This is a genomic window from Flammeovirga aprica JL-4, from assembly GCF_012844305.1.
GTDB classification, from domain to species: domain Bacteria; phylum Bacteroidota; class Bacteroidia; order Cytophagales; family Flammeovirgaceae; genus Flammeovirga; species Flammeovirga aprica.
This window is the reverse complement of sequence record NZ_JABANE010000016.1, coordinates 36,201-52,111: the sequence shown is the minus strand read 5'-3', so window position 1 is coordinate 52,111 and position 15,911 is coordinate 36,201. Positions and strand designations below refer to the sequence as shown.

Genomic DNA, 15,911 nt, shown 5'->3' with positions numbered 1-15,911 from the left:
CAAGATGCCCGATAGTCAAAATAACATACAGAGTGCTTTAGAAAAATTTGAGTTGATGGAAAAGGAGGGAAGAGTAGAATTTTTTGACCTAAGTACCTTTGAAGAAATCATTGAACACTATTTCGTTAATTTCAATATTAATAAAGCACTTAAAGCATGCGAGGTAGCCAATAGTGTTTACCCTTTTACAAGTACAATAAAAGTGCTTCAAGCTAGAATACTGGCCTTTTCTGGCGATTATACTAATGCCTTTGCCGCTATTAATGAAGCGGAACAAATTGCACCTACAGACTTCAATGTCTTATTTCATAAAGGATCTCTGCATTCTATAGTGGGAGAGGTAGATAAAGCAATCAATAGCTTTGAGACTGCCTTGCCTTACGCAGAAAACCCTGCAGATATTTATTACAACATCGGTATCACACTTCAGTCTATCAATGAATTTGAGAAAGCCATTGAAGCCTTCAAAAAATCTATTGAAAGCGATATGTCTCATGAAAACACAATTTATGAGCTAGTGGACTGTTGTGTACATCTGCAACAAACCGAAGAGCTTCAAAAGTTCCTTCAGCACTTCGTAGATAATGACCCTTACAATATTGACGCATGGTATAATTTAGGTATCTATTACAGTCAGATCAAAGCGTATGACAATGCTTTGAAAGCTTTTGATTATGCTATTCTGATTGATGATACTTTTGAGAGTGCGCATATGCAGACAGGGCATTGCTATATGAACCTTAAAAAGTATGCTGAAGCATTTAGGGCTTACTTAGAAACTTTACAGCATTCAGAAGAACCTTCGGCAGAACTTTATTGTCATTTGGGAGCTTCAGCGGAGTTAATGAAAGACTACAATGTAGGTATCCGCTATTTCAAAAAAGCAATTGAAACAGATGAGAACTATGATGAAGCATGGTTTGGAACTGGAGAAAACCACCGACTGCTAGGTAATTACCTTGAGGCCACCCATTATTTAACGAAAGCTGTAAAGCTGAATAAGTTTTATGATGAGTATTGGTTTTCATTGGCATTGGCCGAAACTGCTTTAGGAAATTTACATTCTGGCCTTGAAGCTTTTGAAGAAGCTTGCAGGATCAACCCTAACAGATCAGAAGCTTGGATAGAATGGTCTATGGTCTATTATAATGAAAATGAAACGGAGGAAGCGATTGTCGTTTTAAAGAAGGCATTAGAGCATTTAGACGAAAATCACTCTATTCATTATAGGCTTGCAGGTTATTATATGCTGTCGGGAAAACTAAAAGATGCTTACAAACATATCGAAATTGCATTAAGACTAAACTATGATGCTCATACTGAATTAGTTGATTTTATTCCTAATAACACTGTTAAGAAAATTCTAGAATCGGCAATTTTGAGCTTCAGAAAGAAGTAATTTTTGAAGGTTTTTATCTATAAAAATTGAATTTTGCCCCTTTTTTTGGGGCATTTTGTTACCTATTTCCTCATAAATGGTAATTAGCATTAATATTTCATTTTTTTAACAAAAATATACGCTATAAGCGGTTCAGTTTTACGAAATTGCGCCTCGTCTTATTGTGTATAATGTTTGAATATACTTAGTAAGCAATTAAAAATGTATCGACACGATAAGTCGATTTTTTTTATTTCAAATCGTCCGATGATGAATTACGTTTTAAATAATCTTCCTGAAAGAAGTGCTAAACCAAGAAACAAAGGTTTAACGATGGCAATGGATAAAGGTATGTCTTTACGTGAAGTGGAAGACGTCTTGTCAACATCAGGAGATTACATTGATATAGTAAAGTTAGGATGGGCTACTTCTTATGTAACTCCTCAGCTTCAAGATAAGATCAACCTTTATAAAGAAGCGGGTATCAACGTTTACTTAGGAGGTACTTTATTTGAAGCTTTTGTAATCAGAAATCAATTCGAAGACTACTTAAGAGTAATGGACAAGTTCGGCTTGGACTTTGCCGAAGTATCTGATGGATCTATGGATATGGCCCACGATGTGAAATGTGAGTATATCAATAAGTTATCTCAAAGAGCAACAGTACTTTCTGAAGTGGGGTCAAAAGACGCTGAGAAAATTATTCCTCCATACAAATGGATCGAATTAATGCGTGCTGAATTAGACGCTGGTGCTTGGAAAGTAATTGGTGAAGCTCGTGAAGGTGGAAACGTTGGTTTGTTCCGTTCTTCAGGTGAAGTGAGATCTGGTTTGGTTGAAGAAATCTTAACTCAAATACCTTACGAAAATATCATCTGGGAAGCTCCTCAAAAAGCACAGCAAGTTTGGTTTATCAAGTTGATCGGTACTAACGTGAACCTTGGTAACATCGCTCCTAAAGAAGTTATTCCTTTAGAAACTATCCGTTTAGGTTTAAGAGGCGATACTTTCCACGACTTCTTGAACGAAGGCTGGAAGTAAGCTAAAATTTTATAATGAAAAATCCCCTCTTACGGTTTCTATGCTGTAAGAGGGGATTTTTCATTCAAATGTCGACAAAGACAAACTAGCTCAAAAGAACCTTCCAAGCTTCCTCCACCATACCTTTATCCAGCAACTGCCCTGCCAGCCTATGGTTATCTTCTCTAGAATCCATCATCGGTACATCAATATGATTCAATGCTTCTTCAGTAGGAATAGCTTCTATATTGGCCAACTTACCTAGCTGATTACCGGTCAATACTTCACTTTCTACAATATGTAAAGGCAATTGATCTATACCGATTCCTTTTTTGCGAACTGGCTTCTCAATACTCATCAAAGCATCACCGGAAGCTCTTACATAATAGTTTCCTCCCATTCTTCCCATCAGGTCTAGTTTAGTCCCTTCTATCATTCCGTTCTCGTTCAATATATTTTCATCGGCATGTATTCTGATCACTTCGCATATAACTAAATTACCTGCACCGCCTTCTTGTCCCATTTCTATGACCTGTTGTAGCTTGCACTCAAATTGAACAGGAGATTCCATCACTCTTGGTGGTTGTACATCTATAGAGGGAACTTCGGTCAGGCCCGACTTTATAAATTCATTGACACCTTTATCATATTCAGTGCTTGAAAGCGACATCTGTTCAACAATTGTGTAGGGTACAATGTTGACCACACACTCTTTGGTCTGCAAAATATTTTCTAAAGTGTGCTTGATTGTATTGTCTCTGACTCTTCTTGTGGGTGAAAAAACTAAAATAGGAGGATTGGCTCCAAAGAAATTAAAACAGCTGTAAGGGCTTAAATTAACATTGCCTTCATCATCAACTGTACTTACAAAAGCAATGGGACGTGGTGCAATGGCATTCAAAAGGTAACCATGCATTTGTGCTGTAGTAACGTCTGAGGGTGTAAATGTTTTCATGTGTTTATTGGTGTTTTATATGATCACTTTAAAGTATCAGTAATCTGTAATTTCTCAAAATATTATTTGACTTTTTTGAGAATTCATCGCTGTTTCAAAATTTTATTCCGGAAGCAACCCCTTTATGTATTTGATATTTCAAATGTATTTTATTTGGGAATACAAATGTGTAAAAAACAATATTTACAATATAATGCACCTCATTTTGAAAGAGTTGAAACTTACATAAAGAGGAGAGTAAACAATAACTGATAACACTGAGTATTATTTTCAGTTTTACTTCTTTACATAAAATCATTCATTTGCATAATCAAATATTGACAACACCTCATCACTGTACTTTTATTCAAAATAAGATCATCTCATTTCTTGAATATTAGAAGCTCTTATTTCTATAACTTACTGATTTTTAGATTTTAAAGTGATTAAAAATTGAACCAAAAAAAACGACTATTTGATTAATATCAAACTAAATTGATTTATTACCCTAACATGACAACGTAACGTCTAATTCATCTAAAAACAAAGTAGAATTAAGTTTTAAATAACCTTCAGATAAAACGAGGTTACTACCTTTTGGAAAAGAAAAAAAAGTTATGCAAGCTGAAATAATACCAACTGAAACAATGATGAAAGAACTTGGTACTAACAAATTAGTAACTGAGTTAATCATGAAAACCTTAGGGCTTTCTGCCATCAATGAGATGTATACTGAACTCTCTCGTTTTGAAGGAATTGAATTGATTGAGAAATCATTGGATATGCTCAATATCTCCTTTGAAGTCAGTGATGAAGACCTTGCTAAAATCCCTAAAGAAGGTGCGTTTATAAGTATATCCAATCACCCTTATGGATTGCTTGATGGTGTGTTATTACTCTTGATGATGAATAAGGTTCGACCGGATTTCAAAGTCACTGCCAACCACTTTCTGGAAGTCATGAAACCCTTCCAAGATTTATTTATCAGTGTCGATCCATTCCATAAAAAACAGCTCAATGCTACCTCTAAAGTGATGAAAACCTTGGAAGAAGGTAATTCTATTGGCCTTTTTCCAGCTGGTGAAGTTTCTACCTATTATAACAGTAATAAAAGAATTGAAGATAGACCTTGGACAAAATCGTCTATTCGCTTAATTCAAAATGCAAATATATCTGTACTTCCTGTTTACTTTCATGGTGTAAACAGCTGGATGTTCCACCTGCTAGGAAAAGTGCATCCTTCGTTGAGAACTATGCAGATCCCGAAGGAATTCTTAAATAAGAAAGGGAACAAGGTGAAAATTAGAATCGGTCAGCCCATTCAACCGAAGGATTATCAGCAGTACGAAACAATTGAGGAAGTAAGTTCATATTTAAGAAATAAAACATACTTATTAGGGGAAGGATTGAAATCTCAAAAATTCCTGAAGCCCAATAAAAAGATAAAAACAGAAGCTGAACCCTTATTCCAGCCTATTCCGAAAGAGGTTTTAGAAAGTGAAATCAATGATCTTTCGCCTTCTTCACTTCTTTTCAGTCAGAAACAATATGATGTATATATCTGTCCTTCTGAAGAAATTCCTTATCTACTTCTTGAAATTGGAAGACTCCGAGAAAAAACGTTTAGAGACGTAGGAGAGGGGACAAACCACTCTATTGATTTGGACCGTTTTGATGAATATTACCAGCATTTATTTATTTGGGATAAGGAGGAAAGCCGTGTGATTGGGTCTTACAGAATCGGTAAAGGAGATGAGATCATGGAATTTGTTGGTAAAAAAGGATTTTATACCAATACCCTTTTCAAGTTTAAAAAAGAGTTTACTTCTATTTTAAAGCAAGGTATTGAACTTGGAAGGTCATTTGTCATCAAAGAGAAGCAAAAAGATGCCTTCCCATTATTCTTTCTCTGGAAAGGCATCAATATTTACTTGAAAAGAAATCCTCATTACAGATACATGTTCGGTTCTGTAAGTATAAGCAACGACTATTCTGATGCATCAAAAGATGCGATCATTTATTACTCACACAAGTTCTTATATGATCACGAACTTTCACATCTGATCAAACCTAGAAAGAAATATAAAATCACTTCCAATGTGCAAGAGTTCATTGATGAATTGACGAACAAAGAATATTTCAACATCAATGAACTGGACAAATTATTAATGGAAATTGATTCTAAAAAATACAAAGTACCGGTTTTGATCCGTCAGTATATCAAATTGAATGGCAAAATCATCGGTTTTAATACTGATCCTAAATTCAACAATTGCTTAGATGGATTTATTCTGGTAGACGTTCTTAACATACCTCAAAAAGTAACCAATCAATTAAATTAAGTGGTTGAGTCTGTACTTTCAACAGCTCAAATACTTATCAAATCGTTCAACATGATCAAAGATCAGGCTGATATTATTAGCCTGATCTTTTTATATTTCTAACTCACACTTGTTGTAGGTGTAAGATTTAATTGATACCAATTGATTTTTCTTGTGTAGAACATCGTTGCCCCCAAGATCATTGTCAATCCAATACTCCCCATCAGTAATGCATAATCTACCATTTGTAATGTGATAAATAAGAAGGTATAAATTCCGAATAAGATCAGCATCAACATTAATGACAGTTTCTTGTTTTTAAATAAACTCAAGGAGTATAATGAAATCATACTTACAATAGCTACTGAAGCAATTCCAAAAGCAAGGTTGAAAGAACTGTGTTCTGAGATCGATACTAATAATGTATAAAACAAACAGAGGGCAATCCCCACCATGGCATATTGTAAAGGGTGAATTCTTGTTTTATTGATCACTTCCACCAAAAAGAAAATCAAAAAGGTTAATGCAATGGTCATGGCTCCATACTTAGCAGAACGCATGGAAGTTTGATAGTCATTGACAGGGATCAGTAAGTCCACCCCAAAAGCTGATTGATCAAAGTTGCTGTATTGTTTGAATTCACCTGATATCCATTGAAGAGGAAAGTTTCTGTTCAACTGCAGAACTGTCCATTTTGCTGTAAAACCTTCTTCTGTCACCTCTCTAGTATCAGGGAGAAAGTTGCCGACAAAACTTGGTGAGTCCCATTTTGAATGCATGCTTACTTGAGTGGTTGCCCCAAGTGGAATAAAAGAGAGGTTTTGACTTCCTTGCAGTACCAAATTAAAACTGAAATCATATTTTGATTGCCCCTCTTCTGAAAGTGTAACGGGAATTGTAACACCACTTTCTACTAATTCTGGTATTCTACTTCCTGGTTCAATATCCAAGGTAGTATCATTCCATTTGACTTTAATTTGATTCTTAATTCCTCTTAGATCATTAATTCCAACTGTGAGAAATGCTTTATCCAATTGTATTTCTTTCAGATCGCTAGGTTTGGGAATTGACTTTAAATCAAATTGTCCTTTTACATCTAAATTAGAAGAGTACACTATAATATCGTAAATACCTCTATTTAATGATCTTGGATCTACATCACCATCAATCTTCAGTTCTTTAGGCAACAAATACCAGTACTTTATATATTCTATCACTTCTCCCTCTTGATTCTCTCTTTCCATCAACATGGGAACTGTTAGAATTGGCCCTTTCACCACCTGTTCATTTGACCATTTTGAAGACACCTCTTTAATGGCTTTTCTATTCATATTTTCCCTTTCATAAATAATGGATTCAATCATAGAAAGTGGTATTAATAATAACAGCATTAAAATAGTAATAATACCCACTTTGACCATTACCGTGTTCTTTGCCCAACTTCTTTGAGGCTTTTGATTTTGTTGTTGTTCCATAATAATTAGATTAAAATTTTATATAATAATTTGTTTAATGAGTAATTTTTTAACTCGTTTTTAAAAGTGTTATGCTTTAGTCTATGAGACTGTTATTTGCTTGTTCAAAGCCTTAATTATCACTTTTGAACGACTTGAAATACTTCTTTGCTTTGGTGTGATCAGCTCAATTGCTTTGTTTTCTTTATAGTTCACTTTTGATAAAATTGACTCTAGAAGTGGAAGCATGTTATTGAGATTTCTAGATTTAATGATGAAGTTCCAAAGCGGTTCAAATTTTTTCCATCCACCACTGTACAGCAAATGTTTTAGTTTGTGCTTATGCGCATTATGACTGAGACTTCCCTTTAGAATATTGGACCAAGCATAAAACTCTTTATACGCCCAATCATAGCCTTCTTTTAATTCCTCAGCCGTAAGTTTATTGGTTTGGTAAACGACATTTCTAGTATCATACTTATCCCAATTTCTAGTAATGATACGGCCACTGCTTTCCATGTCTTTAAAGAGTTTAGTTCCGGGATAAGGCGTCAAAACATGATAAGTAGAAGTAGTAATTCCATTCTCTACGCCCCAATCTACCGTTCTTTTAAACACATCTTTGTCATCATCATCCAGCCCGAAAACAAAACTGCCATTGATCATAATTCCTAAAGAATGTAGTCTTTGAACCGCCTTCTTATAGTCTTTTTGTAAATTTTGCTTTTTGTTGCTTTGTTTTAAGTTTTCTGGGGAAAAGGTCTCAAATCCTACAAATAAGCTTCTTAAGCCAGCTTCCGCTGCTTTTTCTATTAGGTTTCCTCTTAAAATGGAATCAATTGTGGCCGCTCCTTGGAATACTCTGTTCATTCCTTTCATTCCATCAAATAATTCAGTGGCAAACTTTGCATTACCTAAAAGGTGATCATCCAAAAAGTACAAATGCTTACCTGGCAAACGGTCAATTTCTGCTAATGCATCATCTACTTGTTGTGTATAAAAGCCTTTTCCTCCTTCAAAAAAGGCATCTTTATAACAGAAATCGCAATGATGAGGACAACCTCTGGTCACTACAATTGAATTAGGAACGAGGTAACGTTCTCTTTTAATTAAGTCCCGTCTAATCGGCGGAGCTCCAACAAGCGTTCTGACGGATGAGAAATACCTTTTCTGAGGTCTTTTGTTTTTGAAGTCTTTGAGAAATTGAGGAAAAGTTTCTTCCCCCGGTCCTAAAAAAAGAGAATCAGCATGTGGTGCCGCTTCATCAGGAAGAGAAGTCACATGCAAACCACCAAGCACCACATAAGCTCCTTTTGCTCTATAGTGATTGGCAATTTTATAGGAGCGATATGCATTGGTGATATAAACTTGAATAACTACAAGGTCGGGCTCATCATCCAAGTTCAGTGTTTCTACATGCTGATCTTGAAGATCAATTTCATCTTCTGAAGAGAGATAAGAAGCTAAAGTGGCTAAACCTAATGGTGGAAATAAAGAGTATTTGATTGGTCTCCAAAAAGGACTTTCAGCTTCTGCCAATGCCGGCAATATCATTTTTACTTTCATAGTTTTCTAAAAGTACTTTGAATTACAAAGTGAATGGATAAAATTTTTACATTAAAAGGTTAACCAATGCCTTAGCATCACTTGAAGTACCACTTTATCTAACCTTCTTTTGAGTATTTTTTCTTCTCTTCGAAATAAGTTTTTGTACATAATTGTATAATTTAAAAGTACTTTGAAATACAAAGTAATAGTTTAAAATTTTTTATTTTAGTAAATCTTCAATGGCTTTAATATGTTTTTGGAAAGCCACTTTACCCTCATTGGTAGCAGAATATTTGGTATTGGGTTTACGGTTCAAAAACTCTTTTCTCACCGAAACAAACTCATTTTTCTCCAAATACTTCAAGTGACTCGCCAAGTTGCCATCTGTGACACCGAGCAGTTCTTTGAGGGAATTAAAATCCAGGTACTCATTTACAACAAGTGCCGCCATAATTCCCAATCGAACTTTATTTTCAAATGCTTTATTTAAATTGTTTAATAAGTCTTTCACTTTTGAGGATTAAAATACATGTATAGACCATATGCAATATGCAAGAATCCAAAGCCTATTGTCCAGAACCATAAACCGTATCCAATAAATTGCGTCGCCAAAAGTCCTAAAATTATTTCAATTATCCCAAGACCACGTAGTTCTGAGATGGTATATTTACTAGCATTCACGAGTGCAAGCCCATAAAAAATCAAAGTCAGAGGAGCGGCTAAACCAATAAACCCTTTTGCTACTAAAGCCAATGTCAGTAAACCACCCGTTGCCAGTGGTATCATCAAATTGATCAATAACCTTTTCGCTTGAAGGTCCCATAGTTTCTGACCGTTTTTCTTTGCTTCAGAAAATGTAAAATATAAAGCAGAACCAATCGCCGCCAATAATGTTACTGCACCGGTGATGATAAGGGCATCAATCTTTTTTTCACTTATAATATTTCTTTCATAACCGATATTATATAGAATATCATAAGCGAAGTATGCTCCTACTAATGCACAAATCCCAGCACTGATTCCAGAGAGGCCACTCAAGGAGATAAACCGAGATGAACGGTTCATAATATCCTTGATTTCTTTTAAGTCGTTGATGTAATCTTGTTCTTTCATAAAAAGTACTTTGTAATCCAAAGTAAGTGAATATATTTTTAATTTTCAAAATTCAACAAGAAAAACAGTACTTAGGGATAACTACATTTCAAGATTAATTATGCTATAAAAAACATTTCTTGTAACTACTTGCCCTTTTTATGTAAAACTGACTTACAAGCTAAATCGTTAAAAAAACAAATAATAAAACACTGATAATCTGACAAAAAGGCTATCAGTTAAATTAATTTTGATCTTACAATAGGGGTAAAATTCCCTCGGCGTGTCATCATGATGTAAACCATAATAATTTTATAAACTATAAAAAATGAGAAACTTAATTTTAATTCTACTTAGTTCAATTGTTTTATTTTCTAGTTGTAATATCTCTGAAAATGTTGCAGGATCTCCAAAGAAGACATTTGATTTAGAAATAGAAGAAACAATAACTGGAATTGAATTAAACTTGGCCGGTGATGTTGTCATTGATCAAAGCGATAATCAATCTGCAACTGTAGTGACACAACAAGAAGTAATGGATCATTTATCCTATAATGTTCGCAATGGGATTTTATTCATTGATTTTGAGAAGAATTTCAAAAATTATGACTTCAATCTTTATCTCAATGTTGCTTCTTTAAATAGAGTAAATGTGAATGGGAGTGGAAAGGCTGTTGTTTATAATCTTCAATCTGATGAGTTGGCACTTAAGATAGCAGGAAGTGGTGATATCACTGTTGAAGATGCTTCACAGGTTGCTAATACTATTGATATTAAACTTGATGGTTCAGGAAATATTAATGTCGAAAAAATAACAACAAATACTGTGACTGCTACAAGAAGCGGAAGTGGAGACATTTCTCTATATGGGACAAACAATGCATTGAATGCAAAATTGGAAGGTTCTGGAGATTTGAATGCTGATCAACTTATTTCAAAAGATGTGAGTGTGACAAACGCAGGTTCAGGTAATGTACATGTACACTGTGATGGTGTTTTATACATTCGAAATTCTGGTAGTGGAACTGTAAAAGTGGAAGGTGATCCTACTTCTATTTTATAACTAATTACAATTCACATATTTAATATTACCCTAAGTTGATCAAGCTTAGGGTTTTTCGTTTTTAAAGAATACGGTTTTATGAGTGTGAATATCTATTATTTAACGAATTCAATCTTACCAACATTCTACTATTTCTTTGAACTTAAGAACAGAAATCTATAATAAGTTCTTTTTTGACCTTCCAATACTTAAGCAACTAACATTAATGTGAATAAGTAGTTTTTCAAAATATTATCAACATTATAAATTGTTGATTAATAATTATTTAACTTGCTTAATCAACAATGTGAATTAAGTTATTCACAATGCTAACACCTGCTTATTTATTTTCTAAACACCTATTTTAATCTCAAAAAGAGACTTATTCACAATTGCACTTACCAACAAGAGTTACCAACACTAATGTTGATAAAATAAAGAAACCTCTGCATTTCCAATCCTGAAAACACAGAGGTTTTTAATATTATGTGAATAAGTATCTTCTTTTATTAGATACTTGCCGCCATTTCTGTGAAGTTTCTCCACACATCATGATCAGGAAGTTTCGCCGTAAAACGTACAGGCGTTTTTTTCACAGGATGCTCAAATTCCAATTCTCTCGCATGAAGGAAAATTAATTTACCTTTCATGATTCTTTTTGGAGCACCGTATTTCATATCACCAACAATTGGAGAAGCAATGTTACCTAACTGTGCACGGATTTGGTGCGAACGACCTGTCTTCGGAATTACCTCCAAACAGTAGTTATCACCCACTCTTCCTAGCATTTGATAATACGTTTCCACATACTTACCGCCTTTTTTCTCAGATTGGTAAACATGCGAACGGTTCTTCTTAGGATCTTTCTTCATCCAGTTGATCATTGTATCCTCATCGTACTGAGGTTTTTTACCAACTAGAGCGATATATTTTTTTGTAATCTTATGGTCTTGAAAGATCTTCGCCATTCTTTCTGCCGCTTTTGAAGTACGGGCAAAAACAACAACACCACTTACAGGTCTATCCAAACGGTGAACGGGTGCTAAAAATACAGCACCAGGCTTATTGTATTTTTCTTTGATATACTCTTTTACAATATCCAAAAGAGTCTCATCACCTGTTTCATCCCCTTGTACAAGAATACCTGGAGCTTTATTCACAACCACTAAATGATTGTCTTCATAGATGACTTGTGATTGATCGATTTTCATAGTTTCGAAATTTTAGACTAACTCAAAAATGAATTAGTATTGTTCTTTTTCGTTCGGGAAATCTACCGCTTTCACATCTTGAATATAATGCTGAACTGCTTCTGTCATCATACCGCCAATGTTGGCATATCTCCTTAAGAAACGTGGTTTAAAGTCTTGTGTAATACCCAGCATATCATGAACAACTAATACTTGTCCATCCACTCCAGAACCAGCACCAATACCGATCACCGGTATAGTCAACTCTTTTGCAACTCTTTCTGCTAATGCTGAAGGGATTTTTTCTAATACTAAGGCAAAACATCCTAATTCTTCTAACAGCTTGGCATCGTCAATTAACTTCTGAGCTTCAGCTTCTTCTTTCGCTCTTACTGTATACGTACCAAACTTATAAATAGATTGAGGTGTTAATCCCAAATGTCCCATTACTGGAATTCCAGCTGATAAAATTCTTTTTACAGAATCCTCAATTTCCTTTCCGCCTTCAACTTTTACAGCATGTCCGCCTGACTCTTTCATGATACGGATCGCAGAGCGCAATGCTTCAGTTGAACTACCTTGGTAGCTACCGAAAGGAATGTCCACCACTACTAACGCACGGTCAACAGCGTTGACTACAGAAGTAGCGTGATAAATCATATGATCTAAAGTGATTGGTAAAGTAGTTTCGTTACCTGCCATCACATTGGATGCCGAATCACCTACTAAAATAACATCAATACCTGCACCATCAATAATCTTAGCCATTGAATAATCGTAAGCGGTAAGCATAGATATTTTCTCACCTCTTTCTTTCATTGCTGCTAATTGATGTGTAGTAACCTTTTTTATACCTGATTTATGGACTGACATTTGATTTTTATGTTAATATGAATTCCTCTTCGTACTCCTTCAATAATAACCTCTTTACTAGTTGTTGATCACAACAATAAATAGTAAAAATTAATTTTGATGGGATACTTTTATCTATTTCAAATTGATTTGCAAATATACGAAGTATCTGTTGATTCATAACAGTGATAAAGATCCACTAAACCCCTCTAACGGATGATCTTTGTCTTACTTTTTGTCAACAAGTACTAAGACAAAAGTTTTTAATACTAATTCTTGCTATTGATTTACGATTACTTCCCTCAAAATAAACCGCAGATCTCTTAAAACTATCACTTTTAATTACGTATCTCATTTAAATAAAAATATAGATTGTATTTTCGGGCATGAATAAAAAAATGAGGTTTGAGAACAAAGTTTGCTGGATTACAGGAGCATCTTCAGGTATTGGAAAAGCAGTTACTTTATTATTAAGTCAGCAAAATCCAAAGTTGATACTCTCTGCTAGAAATCAAGATAAATTAGAGGAAGTAAAAAGGAATATTGATCCAAAAGTGGAAGTAAGCATTTTGCCTTTAGACCTTGCGGATGATAAAGAGATTTTACATCAAAAAGCGAAAGAGGCTTATGCTATTTATGAGAAGATTGATTGCATTTTTCATATAGGCGGAATCAGCCAAAGAGCCGGTTTTGAAGAAACTTCATACGACACTTTTGAGCAAATCTTTAAAGTCAATTTTTGGGGACCACTTTACCTCACCAAAGCCTCATTACCTTACCTCAGGAAAGTATCAAACCCCATTATAGTTTCTATTAATAGTGTGCAAGGAAAATTCGGCGTTCCAGAAAGAACCGCTTACTCTTCTTCCAAACACGCACTCTTAGGTTTCTTTGATTCATTAAGAGCAGAAAATGTCATTCCTAATCTTCAAATCACCAATATTTTACCGGGGTATGTAAAAACGGACCTCGCTAAAAATGCTCTTTTAGGTGATGGCTCAACACAAGGTCATTTGGATGAAGGAAAAGGAGGAATTACTGTAGAAAAAGCTGCACAAGACATTGTAAAAGCAGTCACAAACGGAAAAAGTGAAGTCGTAATCGGCAGACCAAGAGAAAAAATGGCAGTTTTAATCAAGCGTTTTTTACCAAAAGTATTCGAAAAATTAGTCAGCTCGTCGTAGGGGTAGACCTATGTGTCTACCCGCAAAACCACAAGACCGAAGGTCTATAAAAATCACAAGGAAATCACTACTTCAAAAAGTGCTTATTAATAAACTCCTGAAAACTCTCCTTATACTGATCACTCACAGGCAATACCACATCCCCATCAAAATAAATTCTATTTCTACTAATGCTCACAATCTCATTCAGATTCACGATATAAGAGCGATGCACTCTCAAAAAGTTCTCTGAAGGAAGGAAATCCATCACTTTCGTCAAACTAAATAAAATCATCAAAGGCTTACCTTCCACAAGATGGATTCGGATATAATCCTTCATTCCCTCAATGTATTTTATCTCCTCAAACTTTATTCTGACAATCTTATAATCCGTTTTGATAAACAGAAAATCGCTCTCTTTCTTTACTGTAGATTCTATTTCTTCAATAGGTTTTGCTTCAGAAAAGTACCTCGATTTCGTTTTTTCCAACGACTTTGAAAATACAGGAAAAGAGATAGGCTTCACTAAATAATCTGCCGCATCTACCTGAAAACCTTCTACCGCATATTCTCTATAAGCTGTAGTGAAAATCACCTTAGGAGGATTCGTTAGTGATTTCACAAATTCCATCCCCGAAAGATCCGGCATATTAATGTCCACAAACATCAAGTCTACCTCTTCTTCATTCAAAAATTGAATGGCATTGATGGCGCTTGTAAATGTTTTTATCAACTGAAAAGAAGGAATCTTCTCCACATAACTTTGGATTTGCTTTAATGCTAAAGGTTCATCATCTATGGCAATACATCTAATCATAACGGGATTTTTAGGTTTACAGTAAAGATGTCGTCTTCCTGATTAATATCTAAAGAATAATCATCACCAAACAACAGATCCAGTCTTTTTTCTGTATTCACCAAGCCAATTCCTGACCCTTTATTTTTCTTCTGATGCTGATGTATTCTATTGGAAATAAAGAAATGCAATTGATTATTCTCAATAGTATATTTTAAATGAATAAAAGCAGGTTCATTATAACTTACACCATACTTGAATGCATTTTCAATTAATGAAATCGTCAATAAAGGAGGGACTTCCACTTGAGGTAATTCATCAGGAATTTCCACTTTTAGATCGAAGTCATCCATCAATCGTAATTTCATCAAATCGATATAGCCTTTTATAAAATTAATTTCCTCAGAAAGAGAACCTTTAGACGATTGAGAATCATAAAGCATATAGTCCATCATCTGTGATAAACTAATGATCGCTTCCTGTGCTTTTTCCTTATCAAAATCTATTAATGCATGAATATTATTTAAGGTATTCATAAAGAAATGAGGGCTGATTTGTGTTTTCAGAAAAGCCATTTTGTTAGCGATGTTTTCCTTCTCCGTCTTTAATTTATTTTGCTCTGATTTCGTCCATTTACTGAAAAATAAAAGACTGGAATCAAACCCAATCAGAAGAATACTCAGAATAATAAAATTGGCATAAGGAGGTACAAATTCTTTCTGTCTAATCATTTGATGAGGTGGATGCATAGGAGGAAAATGATCTCTAGGTCTCATCCTTGGCAGGCGTTGATTTTCAAAATAAGTATGCATATAATACACCACCACCGATAAAGCGATGATACTTATTCCTACAAGAATAAAGTACTTGACCTTTTTATCCTTGAAAAAGAATTTAGGCATAAAGTAAAAGTGATTGACAAGATAAACCATCAACAACACTGCGTACTCTGCCCAAATTTTATGAATATGATTCCACTTTATTCCGTTCTCATAATCCCCAAACAATAAAGGCATGGAGAATAAAAGTAACCAAACTAATGTGGTCAAAATAAACGGAACCTGATTGACCTGCTTCTGCATTTTCTTTAAAAAGATATTTAAGAGAAATAAGGTAAGAAG

General features: G+C 34.5%; 14 protein-coding genes. 5 read left to right on the top strand and 9 right to left on the bottom strand.

Translation table 11 applies throughout. The features are described 5' to 3' along the window. Window positions 1–4 precede the first annotated feature (4 nt). Entirely contained in the window at window positions 5–1,399 is a 1,395-nt protein-coding gene (locus HHU12_RS07960; protein WP_169656214.1) for a tetratricopeptide repeat protein, read from the top strand. Window positions 1,400–1,648: 249 nt separating this feature from the next. Beyond that, on the top strand, window positions 1,649–2,419 hold the full coding sequence (locus tag HHU12_RS07955) for a phosphosulfolactate synthase (protein ID WP_169656213.1): 771 nt from the start codon (window positions 1,649–1,651) through the stop codon (window positions 2,417–2,419). 85 nt (window positions 2,420–2,504) lie between these two features. Here HHU12_RS07955 and HHU12_RS07950 read toward each other — a convergent pair whose 3' ends face one another. Further along, window positions 2,505–3,353, bottom strand: coding sequence for a flavin reductase family protein (locus HHU12_RS07950; RefSeq protein WP_169656212.1), 849 nt, complete (start codon window positions 3,351–3,353; stop codon window positions 2,505–2,507). Window positions 3,354–3,979: 626 nt separating this feature from the next. Between HHU12_RS07950 and HHU12_RS07945 the strand changes: the two genes are divergently transcribed. Then, the gene (locus HHU12_RS07945; protein ID WP_205959821.1) at window positions 3,980–5,674 is read left to right on the top strand and encodes a lysophospholipid acyltransferase family protein; all 1,695 of its coding nucleotides are present in this window, start codon (window positions 3,980–3,982) and stop codon (window positions 5,672–5,674) included. Between the two features lie 98 nt (window positions 5,675–5,772). Here HHU12_RS07945 and creD read toward each other — a convergent pair whose 3' ends face one another. The 4 genes from creD to HHU12_RS07925 form a co-directional block, all read right to left on the bottom strand. Then, window positions 5,773–7,128, bottom strand: coding sequence for a cell envelope integrity protein CreD (gene creD, locus HHU12_RS07940; protein ID WP_169656210.1), 1,356 nt, complete (start codon window positions 7,126–7,128; stop codon window positions 5,773–5,775). 81 nt (window positions 7,129–7,209) lie between these two features. Next, window positions 7,210–8,673 (bottom strand): B12-binding domain-containing radical SAM protein, encoded by a 1,464-nt coding sequence (locus HHU12_RS07935; RefSeq protein WP_169656209.1) that lies wholly within the window; start codon window positions 8,671–8,673, stop codon window positions 7,210–7,212. A 202-nt stretch (window positions 8,674–8,875) separates the two neighbouring features. After that, complete coding sequence (locus tag HHU12_RS07930) at window positions 8,876–9,166, bottom strand: winged helix-turn-helix domain-containing protein (RefSeq protein ID WP_044211174.1); 291 nt, start codon at window positions 9,164–9,166, stop codon at window positions 8,876–8,878. After that, window positions 9,163–9,768 carry a hypothetical protein gene (locus tag HHU12_RS07925; protein WP_044211173.1) on the bottom strand — a complete coding sequence of 202 codons (606 nt, stop codon included), beginning with the start codon at window positions 9,766–9,768 and terminating at the stop codon, window positions 9,163–9,165. Before HHU12_RS07925 ends, HHU12_RS07930 begins: the two co-directional genes overlap by 4 nt. 307 nt (window positions 9,769–10,075) lie before the next feature. Between HHU12_RS07925 and HHU12_RS07920 the strand changes: the two genes are divergently transcribed. After that, complete coding sequence (locus HHU12_RS07920) at window positions 10,076–10,810, top strand: head GIN domain-containing protein (RefSeq protein ID WP_169656208.1); 735 nt, start codon at window positions 10,076–10,078, stop codon at window positions 10,808–10,810. Between the two features lie 488 nt (window positions 10,811–11,298). Here HHU12_RS07920 and HHU12_RS07915 read toward each other — a convergent pair whose 3' ends face one another. Together HHU12_RS07915 and panB are read right to left on the bottom strand one after the other, a co-directional pair. Next, window positions 11,299–12,000 carry an RluA family pseudouridine synthase gene (locus tag HHU12_RS07915; protein ID WP_062619544.1) on the bottom strand — a complete coding sequence of 234 codons (702 nt, stop codon included), beginning with the start codon at window positions 11,998–12,000 and terminating at the stop codon, window positions 11,299–11,301. A 33-nt stretch (window positions 12,001–12,033) separates the two neighbouring features. Beyond that, on the bottom strand, window positions 12,034–12,852 hold the full coding sequence (gene panB, locus HHU12_RS07910; protein WP_169656207.1) for a 3-methyl-2-oxobutanoate hydroxymethyltransferase: 819 nt from the start codon (window positions 12,850–12,852) through the stop codon (window positions 12,034–12,036). A gap of 377 nt (window positions 12,853–13,229) precedes the next feature. Here panB and HHU12_RS07905 point away from each other — a divergent pair, with 377 nt between their 5' ends. After that, window positions 13,230–14,015, top strand: coding sequence for an SDR family NAD(P)-dependent oxidoreductase (locus HHU12_RS07905; RefSeq protein ID WP_169656206.1), 786 nt, complete (start codon window positions 13,230–13,232; stop codon window positions 14,013–14,015). A 67-nt stretch (window positions 14,016–14,082) separates the two neighbouring features. Here the strand turns inward: HHU12_RS07905 and HHU12_RS07900 are convergent, their stop codons facing one another. Together HHU12_RS07900 and HHU12_RS07895 are read right to left on the bottom strand one after the other, a co-directional pair. Next, window positions 14,083–14,811, bottom strand: coding sequence for a LytR/AlgR family response regulator transcription factor (locus HHU12_RS07900; RefSeq protein ID WP_205959820.1), 729 nt, complete (start codon window positions 14,809–14,811; stop codon window positions 14,083–14,085). Next, entirely contained in the window at window positions 14,808–15,872 is a 1,065-nt protein-coding gene (locus tag HHU12_RS07895) for a sensor histidine kinase (RefSeq protein WP_169656205.1), read from the bottom strand. The genes HHU12_RS07900 and HHU12_RS07895 overlap by 4 nt, the downstream gene beginning before the upstream one ends. Window positions 15,873–15,911 lie beyond the last annotated feature (39 nt).

Excerpts from the sequence above, each read along its gene's own strand:
- HHU12_RS07960 (WP_169656214.1), top strand. The coding sequence starts at position 5 with ATGCCCGATAGTCAAAATAACATACAGAGTGCTTTAGAAAAATTTGAG.
- HHU12_RS07955 (WP_169656213.1), top strand. The coding sequence starts at position 1,649 with ATGAATTACGTTTTAAATAATCTTCCTGAAAGAAGTGCTAAACCAAGA.
- HHU12_RS07950 (WP_169656212.1), bottom strand. The coding sequence starts at position 3,353 with ATGAAAACATTTACACCCTCAGACGTTACTACAGCACAAATGCATGGT.
- HHU12_RS07945 (WP_205959821.1), top strand. The coding sequence starts at position 3,980 with ATGATGAAAGAACTTGGTACTAACAAATTAGTAACTGAGTTAATCATG.
- creD (WP_169656210.1), bottom strand. The coding sequence starts at position 7,128 with ATGGAACAACAACAAAATCAAAAGCCTCAAAGAAGTTGGGCAAAGAAC.
- HHU12_RS07935 (WP_169656209.1), bottom strand. The coding sequence starts at position 8,673 with ATGAAAGTAAAAATGATATTGCCGGCATTGGCAGAAGCTGAAAGTCCT.
- HHU12_RS07925 (WP_044211173.1), bottom strand. The coding sequence starts at position 9,768 with ATGAAAGAACAAGATTACATCAACGACTTAAAAGAAATCAAGGATATT.
- HHU12_RS07920 (WP_169656208.1), top strand. The coding sequence starts at position 10,076 with ATGAGAAACTTAATTTTAATTCTACTTAGTTCAATTGTTTTATTTTCT.
- HHU12_RS07915 (WP_062619544.1), bottom strand. The coding sequence starts at position 12,000 with ATGAAAATCGATCAATCACAAGTCATCTATGAAGACAATCATTTAGTG.
- panB (WP_169656207.1), bottom strand. The coding sequence starts at position 12,852 with ATGTCAGTCCATAAATCAGGTATAAAAAAGGTTACTACACATCAATTA.
- HHU12_RS07905 (WP_169656206.1), top strand. The coding sequence starts at position 13,230 with ATGAGGTTTGAGAACAAAGTTTGCTGGATTACAGGAGCATCTTCAGGT.
- HHU12_RS07900 (WP_205959820.1), bottom strand. The coding sequence starts at position 14,811 with ATGATTAGATGTATTGCCATAGATGATGAACCTTTAGCATTAAAGCAA.
- HHU12_RS07895 (WP_169656205.1), bottom strand. The coding sequence starts at position 15,872 with ATGCAGAAGCAGGTCAATCAGGTTCCGTTTATTTTGACCACATTAGTT.